Below are 7801 nucleotides of genomic sequence, written 5' to 3' on the forward strand. Positions count from 1 at the left end.
GCCGGCGCCGACGAGGAAGCGTCGGAGCCGGATGGCGAAGGTGACGCGCTGTTCGGCCCCGGCCAGAATGCGTCCCGCGAGCGCTGCCGCCGGCATCGGCGGGTGAGCGAGGTCGAGGGCGGCATCGAGGCGCGCCGCCCGCCGCAGGCTTTCCGCCCCGTCCGGCGTTTCGGCAAAGACGAGGGCCGCCGCCCGGCGTTTCTCCGGCCAGCGCTTCGGATCGGCGCCATAGGTTTCCACCAGCGCGGCAAAGGCCGCCTGATCCATCTCCGGTGTGCGTGCGTCTGTCCTCATGCTTCACCTTCCTCGTCCTGGACGAGCATCTGCTGCAGGGCGCGCCGCCCGCGGGCAAGCAGGCTTTCCAGCGCATCCACGCTCACCTGCATGACCGCGGCCGCCTCGATATTCGACATCTCCTGATAATAGACCAGGATGATCGCTTCGCGTTGCCGCGGCGCAATCGCCTGCAGGGCGCGCTCGACCCGCAGCCGTTCGGCCTCTTCCGCGCCAAGCCCCGCATCCGGCAGCGGCGCGGTGTCGGTGAGATCCGGCGGCTCGGCCATGCTCACCTCGCGTTTGCGGCGCAGCCGGTCGTGACAGAGATTGAGCGCCACCCGGTGCGTCCAGGTATCGAACTTCGCCCGTCCCTGCCGCCAGGTGCCGGCATGCTTCCAGATGCGCAGGAAGGTTTCCTGCGCCACATCCTCCGCCTCCGCCCGGTCGCCGAGCATGCGGGTGGCAAGCGCCAGCAGCCTTGGCAGCTTGGTCGCCACCATGGCGCGCATCGCTGCCGGTTCCCCGGCCGCCACGCGCCGCACGAGATCTGCATCGGGATCCTGTGTCATGCGGGCGCACGAAAAGCCCGGCCGGGGCGCTGTGCACCCGGCCGACCGGTTTTCCCGCCCCCCTCCGGAGAGAAGCGGGGCGGGGGCTGTGTCAAATGGCTGCGGGCCGGCATGCGCGCGTTTCGTCCATCCTCTGCCTCGGATCATGCCCTTTCAACGCAAGACTGGCAAATTTCCGTCGGTGGTCCTGAGGATTGTTGCCCCTTCTTCTGACGATTGCGTGAGGTCAGACTGATATGATATATATCTATATGATATATGGCGGAGATCCCATGCGCACTCTCATCGATCTGGAAGACAAGGCGGTTGCCGCGCTGGATCGGCTGGCGCGGGAAGAGAACGTATCGCGCAGCGCGCTCATTCGTGAAGCGGTCGCAGACCTTCTGCAGCGGCGTGAAAAGCCGCGCATGGAAACCGCCTTCGGTCTCTGGGCCGGCTCGGATCGTGAGGTGGATGGCGTGGCCTACCAGCGGTCGCTGCGGGAGGAATGGTGAAGGCGCTGTTCGACACGAATATTCTGATCGACTACCTGAACGGCTTTGCTGCGGCCGCCGCCGAGATCGATCTCTACCGGCACCGGTCGATCAGCATGATCTCCTGGATGGAGGTCATGGTCGGCGCGGTCGAACAGCATCGCGAGGCCACCCGCGACTTCCTGTCCGGGTTCCACCTGATCGGGATCGATCACCAGGTTGCCGAGCAGGCTGTCGACCTTCGGCGGTCATACCGCCTCAAGCTGCCGGATGCCATCGTCTGGGCAAGCGCCCGGGTGCACGACCACCTGCTCGTCACACGCGACGTGAAGGACCTGCCGGAGACGGATCCCGGTATTCGCGTTCCCTATCGGCGCTGAGGGCGTTCTACCGGTCGCTGACCTGCCAGTTCGGATTGATCCACGGCTCCTGGTTGCTGCGGGGCAGGGGCTGGCGGCCGAGAATGTGGTCGGCGGCCTTTTCGCCGGTCATGATCGAGGGGCCGTTGAGGTTGCCGTAGGTCACATGCGGGAAAATCGAGGAGTCTGCGACGCGCAGGCCCTCCACGCCGATCACCCGGGTCGTCGGATCGACCACGGCCATCGGGTCGCTCTCGCGGCCCATCCTGCATGTCCCGCAGGGATGATAGGCGCCCTCCAGATGCTCGCGCAGGAAGGCATCGATCTCCTCGTCCGACTGTACCTTCGGCCCCGGCGCGATCTCGCCGCCCATATAGGGGGCGAAGGCGGGTTGGGCGAAGATTTCGCGCGTGACGCGCACCGCATGGCGGAATTTCACCCAGTCTTCCGGATCGCTCATGTAGTTGAAGCGCAGCACCGGCGCATCCTTCACATCCGGCGAACGCAGCGTGACGGCGCCGCGCGATTTCGACATGTTGTAGCCGACATGCGCCTGGAAGCCGTGACCATCGGCCGCCGACTTGCCGTCGTAGGAGACGGCGATCGGCAGGAAGTGATACTGGATATCAGGCCATTTCACGCCGGCGCTGGAGCGGATGAAGGCGGCCGCCTCGAACTGGTTGGAGGTGCCAAGCCCCGTCTTGAAGAACAGCCACTCGGCCCCCACCACGCCCTTCCAGAACCAGTTGTTGCGGGAATGCAGGGTGATCGGCTGTGAGGCGCGGAACTGGTGGTAATATTCGAGGTGGTCCTGCAGGTTCTGGCCGACGCCCGGCCGGTCCGCCACAACCGGGATGCCCATCTCGTTCAGATGCGCCGCCGGGCCGATGCCGGACAGCATCAGGATTTTGGGCGAGTTGAAGGCGGAAGCCGCGACGATCACCTCGCGGTTCGCGCGGATCACCTCGATCTTGCCGCCGATCTCGACTTCCACGCCGATGGCTTTCAGCCCCTCGAACACAACGCGCCGCGCATAGCAGCGGATCAGCCGGCAATTGTCGCGCTTCAGCGCCGGCTTCAGATAGGCATTGGCGGCGGACCAGCGACGGCCCTGCCAGCTCGTCTGCTCCATCAGGCCAAAACCTTCCTGCTGGCGTCCGTTGTAATCCTCCGTCACCGGGAAACCGGCCTGCCGGCCCGCCTCGATGAAGGCCTTGTAGAGCGGGTTCTTCACCGCGCCGCGCCGCACATGCAGGGGGCCGTCCGTGCCGCGCCAGCCCTCTTCGCCGCCATGCGCATGCTCCATGCGCTTGAAATAGGGCAGCACGTCCGCATAGGCCCAGCCGGTGGCGCCGAGTTCCTCCCATCGGTTGAAATCCTCCGCATGGCCGCGCACATAAACCATGCCGTTGATCGAGGAGGAGCCGCCGATCACCTTGCCGCGCGGCGCAATCATCCGGCGATGGTTGAGATGCGGTTCGGGTTCCGAAAGGTAACCCCAGTTGTAGCGCTCCATGTTCATGGGATAGGCAAGGGCCGCCGGCATCTGCACGAAGGGTCCGATATCCGAGCCGCCGAACTCCAGCACGATGACGCTGTGCCGGCCATCCTCCGACAGGCGCCAGGCCAAGGCCGAGCCGGCCGAGCCGGAACCGATGATGACGAAATCTGCCTGATGGGTCATTGGAAAAGTCCAGTGTTCAGTGAAGTAGGTGCGCAGGACTGCAGTGACAAAAGCATCGCTCTAAGCTATAGATTGATGTGGGAATATCGCTCAGAGCTGCGGTGGCCAAATGAAGGAAGTCGTGGTGTCTCAGCGTGCCGACAAGGCATTGCAAAGCATGCAACCCAAACGGCGGCTGGCGATCATTGCCAAGGTGAAGGCTTATGCCAGGGGTGAGCGTGTCGATATCAAAAAGCTGAAGGGCTTGGAGCTCTGGCGCATCAGAGTGGGCGACGACCGGGTGATTATCGATGATCAGGGGCGGATCGTCCTGGTCGTAGCCGCTGGCCCGCGTGGCAGCATCTACAAGGAGTGAGAAGCGATGGGGCGCATTCAGAAAATCGAAATCGACGGCAAGGCCTATGTTTTGCTGAGCGAAGAAGACTACGAGGATCTGGTCGATGGTCTCGAAGCCAGCGCCGTTCTCGCCGAGATCGCCGCCGGGCAGGAGGTCTGGCCGCTGGACATTGTTGAAGCGCGCGCCAATGGGGAAAACCCGGTTCGTGTTTTTCGCACCTACCGCAAGATGTCCGTATCCGATCTTGCCGCCGCCGCCGGCATCTCCCAGCCATACCTGTCGGAAATCGAAAGCGGCAAGAAGACCGGTTCCGTCGATGTGCTCAAGCGCATCGCAACCGCACTGAAGGTCGATCTCGACGATATCGTGCTCTGAGCAAGGGCCGATCCAGCCGCTGCACGACGGTTCTCTGCCAGAAAGCAAGGCAGAGCCGGGAGCGGTGATGTCGGAATCTGCCGGGTTCATGATCGCTTTTCCATGGGGTGTCGCACCTGAGGCTATCCGCTCTGCCTTGCCGGTTGAGGTGACCATTGCAGCCATGGCTTCGTCTCTCACAGGAGGACGAAGCGGTGAGGCCTCAATACGGCGCCTCGCACTTGCCCATGCCGACATAGACCGTCTTCAGTTCGGAATAATGCGAGAGTGCTTCCGCCGAATTTTCACGCCCGAAGCCGGATTGCTTGGAGCCGCCGAAGGGGATTTCCACGGGGCAGAGATTGTAGGTGTTGATCCACAGCGTGCCGGCCTCCAGCTGGTCCACCACCCGGTGGGCGCGGGTAAGGTCGGCGGTGAAGACGCCGCCGGCGAGGCCGAATTCGGTGGCATTGGCGCGGGCGATCACCTCGCTCTCGTCCTCGAAGTCCAGCACGCACATCACCGGGCCGAAAATCTCTTCCCGCGCGATGGTCATGTCATCGGTCACGTCGGCAAAGATGGTTGGCTGCACGAAATAGCCTTCGCCGGAGGCGGTGTTGGGAATGCCGCCGCCGGTCACCAGACGTGCGCCCTCGGCCTTGCCCTTTTCCGTATAGGCCAGCACCTTTTCCCGCTGGGCGAAGGAGACGAGCGGTCCCATCTGGGTTGCCTCGTCCTGCGGATCGCCGATCACGATCGCCTCCGTGCGGGCCTTGGCGCGGGCGAGGAACTGTTCCTTGATCGCCTTGTGCACGAAAACACGGGTGCCGTTCGAGCAGACCTGGCCGGTGGAATAGAAATTGCCGAGCATGGCGCCGGAAATGGCGCTGTCGAGATCTGCATCGTCGAACACGATGAGCGGCGACTTGCCGCCGAGTTCCATCGTCACATGCTTCAATTGTCCGGCGGCGGCGGCGGCCACCTTGCGGCCGGTCGGCACGGAGCCGGTCAGCGACACCTTGGCGACGTCAGGGTGGTTGACGAGCAACGGTCCGGTCTCCCGGTCGCCCTGGATCACGTTGTAGAGCCCCTTCGGCGCGCCGGCCTCGATCAGGATCTCGGCGATCTTCAGCGCGCCGAGCGGCGTGACTTCCGAGGGCTTGAAGATCATGGCATTGCCGGCGGCGAGTGCCGGTGCTCCCTTCCAGCAGGCGATCTGCTGCGGATAGTTCCAGGCCCCGATGCCGACGCAGACGCCGAGCGGCACGCGCTTGGTATAGGCCCAGTCGGACCCCAGCGGAATGTGCGAACCGTTGAGGGCGGTTGCGGCAATGCCGCCGAAGAATTCGAAGGCATCGGCGCCGGAGGTCGGGTCGGCCACGATGGTTTCCTGGATCGGCTTGCCGGTATCGAGCGTCTCCAGTTCGGAGAGTTCGCGGTTGCGCTCGCGGATGATCTCGGCCGCCTTTTTCAGCACGCGGCCACGGGCGGTCGGCGAGAGCGCCGCCCATTCCTTCTGCGCACGTTTGGCAGAAGCGACCGCCTGTTCCACGATGGCAGGCGTTGCCGCATGCAGGCGGGCAATCACCTCGCCGGTGGCGGGATAGAGGCTTTCGATCACCGTGCCGGCCGTGTCTTCCACATAGGCGCCGTCGATGAAATGCGAGGCGGGGGGCTGGGCTTTCATGTCCTGTCTCCTGACGGTCTGCCGTTCGGTCATTCGTGTTTCGGTCGGATCGTTGTTGCCGGCATGTGCTGCGCGTCCGATGCGGAAGTGCGGCAGTGCCTTCGCCGCATCCCGTTCAGCGGGACGGGGTGCGACCGTGCTGTCGGTTCAACTGTCCGGCCACATAGTCCTCCACCAATGTGACAGAGGCATCGATGGACAGCGGTGCCGCCTTCAGCGACTGGCGAATGTAGAGCCCGTCGATGAGGGCTGCGGCGCCATCGGCGATCTGTTTTGCAAGCGGCGCCGGGCAGAGCGGCCGAAGGCCGGAGAGCAGATTGGAATGCAGCCTGCGCGCATAGAGCACCAGCAGGCGGCGCACTTCCTCCGAACGCTGTGCCTCGGAATAGAAGGCTAGCCAGGCGGCCACCACGTCGGGCGCGAACTGGTCGGCCTGGAAGGAGACGCGGATGACGGCGGAAATGCGCGCCCGCGGCGTCTCGGCCGCCGTAAGCGCCGCCACCGCATCGGCCCGCAACTGGGCCAGCAGCGCGCGGATCGTGGCCAGCAGCAATTGCTGCTTGCTGCCGAAGTAATGATGAGCAAGCGCTGCCGAAACGCCGGCCTCGCGGGCAATCTCCGACATCGTCACGTCGAGCGAACCCTGGCTGCCGATGGTGCGCAGCGCCGCGTCCACCAGCGCCTTGCGGCGCACCGGTTCCATTCCAAGCTTCGGCATTCTGATCTCCTGACATTTGCCAGATTATTTTTGATTGACTGATCAATCAAGAAAAAACTGCGCCATGCTCCGGCCTTGCTGCGACGGAGGACGCCGGTGATGGGCTGACTGTGGCGCGCTGTGTTTCCCGCGCGCCACACGCCGTGTTGAACGCCTGTGCACAGGGGAATTGCGCACTGTCAAAAAACTTTCATGCAAGCGTCACAGGGTGGAAACCGATCATTGACCGCTATGGTGTGAGCATCTGTCGTGTTTTTCGTTTGAGCACACACACCGGAGAAGACCATGTCGAGCGCTGCGACGCTGGAAACGGGTATCTTGAGACGCTACGCCGACGACCAATTGCTGCCCCTGTCGAAGCTCGTTCTGGAAACCGCCTTCCAGCCGATCGTCGAACTGTCGACGGGGCGTGCCTTCGGTTACGAAACGCTGATGCGGGGCCATGAGCGGCTGGGCTTTGCCTCGCCGCTACATCTTCTCGATACCGCCGCCGGGGCCGAACAGCTGCTGGCGCTGGAACAGATGCTGGCGTCGCGTGCGCTTGCCAAGTTCGCGACGCTGCCGGATTTCGCCTCCAACACGCTGTTCATCAATCTGGATGGCCGGCTGATTCCGCAGGGCGAGCAGGTGGTGGACAAGCTGGTGGCGCATCTGCGCAAGGCCGGCATTCCGCCATCCTCCATCTGCTTCGAGCTGTCCGAGCGCATCGACAACACCAGCGTGCCGGAATTTGCCGGCCTCATCACCAAGATGCGCAAGGCCGGCTTCAAGCTCGCCATCGATGATTTCGGCGTCGGCCATGCCGAGATCAAGCTGCTCTGCGATTTCCCGGTGGATTACCTGAAGATCGACCGGCATTTCATCGCCGGCCTGGAGGAGAGCCCGCGCAAGCGGCATCTGGTGCGCAACATCGTCAACATCGCGCATGTGCTCGGCATCCGCGTGATTGCCGAAGGGGTGGAAACGGAACCGGAATGCCTGGCCTGCCGCGAATGCGGGGTGGATCTCGTGCAGGGCTGGTTCATCGCCCGGCCCACCATCTTCACCAGCGAGCTGCAATCGGCCTTTCCGCATCTCGTCGATCTCGGACGTGGCCGCCGCGCCAGCCAGTCGCTCGACGAGATCCTGATCCGCAAGCAGATCGAGATGCTGCCGACCGTCTACGAGCACGAAAGCGTCGATACCGTGTTCGAACTGTTCCGCAGCAATCCGCGCCAGTCCTTCTTCCCGGTGCTGAACGCCAATGGCGAACCGCGCGGCATCATCAGCGAGCATCACCTCAAGGAATATATCTACCGCCCCTTCGGCCGCGACCTCCTGAAGAACAAGATCTACGAGCGCGCC

General features: G+C 63.8%; 8 protein-coding genes and 2 pseudogenes. 5 read left to right on the forward strand and 5 right to left on the reverse strand.

The features are described from left to right. Positions 1-294 (reverse strand): annotated as a pseudogene (locus FNA46_RS24585) (hypothetical protein); the annotation flags it as partial. Further along, positions 291-875: pseudogene (locus FNA46_RS24590) on the reverse strand (RNA polymerase sigma factor); the annotation flags it as partial. The pseudogenes FNA46_RS24585 and FNA46_RS24590, both read right to left, overlap by 4 nt. Before the next feature lie 242 nt (positions 876-1117). Between FNA46_RS24590 and FNA46_RS24595 the strand changes: the two are divergent. Together FNA46_RS24595 and FNA46_RS24600 are read left to right on the forward strand one after the other, a co-directional pair. Then, positions 1118-1339, forward strand: a complete 222-nt coding sequence (locus tag FNA46_RS24595; RefSeq protein WP_143127875.1) for a ribbon-helix-helix domain-containing protein — start codon at positions 1118-1120, stop codon at positions 1337-1339. Then, positions 1333-1698: a type II toxin-antitoxin system VapC family toxin gene (locus tag FNA46_RS24600; RefSeq protein ID WP_143127876.1), complete on the forward strand. Its 366-nt coding sequence runs from the start codon at positions 1333-1335 to the stop codon at positions 1696-1698. Before FNA46_RS24595 ends, FNA46_RS24600 begins: the two co-directional genes overlap by 7 nt. A 7-nt stretch (positions 1699-1705) precedes the next feature. Here FNA46_RS24600 and betA read toward each other — a convergent pair whose 3' ends face one another. Beyond that, positions 1706-3361, reverse strand: a complete 1656-nt coding sequence (gene betA / locus FNA46_RS24605; protein WP_143127877.1) for a choline dehydrogenase — start codon at positions 3359-3361, stop codon at positions 1706-1708. A 109-nt stretch (positions 3362-3470) separates the two neighbouring features. On the opposite strand from betA, the gene FNA46_RS24610 reads away from it, so the two are divergent. Both FNA46_RS24610 and FNA46_RS24615 read left to right on the forward strand, forming a co-directional pair. Continuing rightward, complete coding sequence (locus FNA46_RS24610; protein ID WP_143127878.1) at positions 3471-3716, forward strand: type II toxin-antitoxin system RelE family toxin; 246 nt, start codon at positions 3471-3473, stop codon at positions 3714-3716. 6 nt (positions 3717-3722) lie between these two features. After that, positions 3723-4073 (forward strand): helix-turn-helix domain-containing protein, encoded by a 351-nt coding sequence (locus tag FNA46_RS24615; RefSeq protein WP_143127879.1) that lies wholly within the window; start codon positions 3723-3725, stop codon positions 4071-4073. 202 nt (positions 4074-4275) lie between these two features. On the opposite strand, the gene betB is transcribed toward FNA46_RS24615, so the two are convergent. Next, positions 4276-5739 carry a betaine-aldehyde dehydrogenase gene (gene betB / locus FNA46_RS24620; protein WP_143127880.1) on the reverse strand — a complete coding sequence of 488 codons (1464 nt, stop codon included), beginning with the start codon at positions 5737-5739 and terminating at the stop codon, positions 4276-4278. A 115-nt stretch (positions 5740-5854) separates the two neighbouring features. Continuing rightward, a complete protein-coding gene (betI, locus tag FNA46_RS24625) occupies positions 5855-6457 on the reverse strand; it encodes a transcriptional regulator BetI (protein ID WP_143127881.1) in 603 nt (200 codons plus the stop codon). A 285-nt stretch (positions 6458-6742) separates the two neighbouring features. Between betI and FNA46_RS24630 the strand changes: the two genes are divergently transcribed. Beyond that, on the forward strand, positions 6743-7801 hold a 1059-nt coding region (locus FNA46_RS24630; RefSeq protein ID WP_143127882.1), incomplete at its 3' end, for an EAL domain-containing protein.

Origin of the sequence: Affinirhizobium straminoryzae, assembly GCF_007004135.1 — a bacterium.
Classification (GTDB): domain Bacteria; phylum Pseudomonadota; class Alphaproteobacteria; order Rhizobiales; family Rhizobiaceae; genus Neorhizobium; species Neorhizobium straminoryzae.

What these genes read in the sequence shown, in the direction of transcription:
- FNA46_RS24610 (WP_143127878.1), top strand. Translation starts at nt 3,471, where the DNA reads ATGAAGGAAGTCGTGGTGTCTCAGCGTGCCGACAAGGCATTGCAAAGC.
- FNA46_RS24595 (WP_143127875.1), top strand. Translation starts at nt 1,118, where the DNA reads ATGCGCACTCTCATCGATCTGGAAGACAAGGCGGTTGCCGCGCTGGAT.
- betI (WP_143127881.1), bottom strand. Translation starts at nt 6,457, where the DNA reads ATGCCGAAGCTTGGAATGGAACCGGTGCGCCGCAAGGCGCTGGTGGAC.
- betA (WP_143127877.1), bottom strand. Translation starts at nt 3,361, where the DNA reads ATGACCCATCAGGCAGATTTCGTCATCATCGGTTCCGGCTCGGCCGGC.
- FNA46_RS24600 (WP_143127876.1), top strand. Translation starts at nt 1,333, where the DNA reads ATGGTGAAGGCGCTGTTCGACACGAATATTCTGATCGACTACCTGAAC.
- FNA46_RS24615 (WP_143127879.1), top strand. Translation starts at nt 3,723, where the DNA reads ATGGGGCGCATTCAGAAAATCGAAATCGACGGCAAGGCCTATGTTTTG.
- betB (WP_143127880.1), bottom strand. Translation starts at nt 5,739, where the DNA reads ATGAAAGCCCAGCCCCCCGCCTCGCATTTCATCGACGGCGCCTATGTG.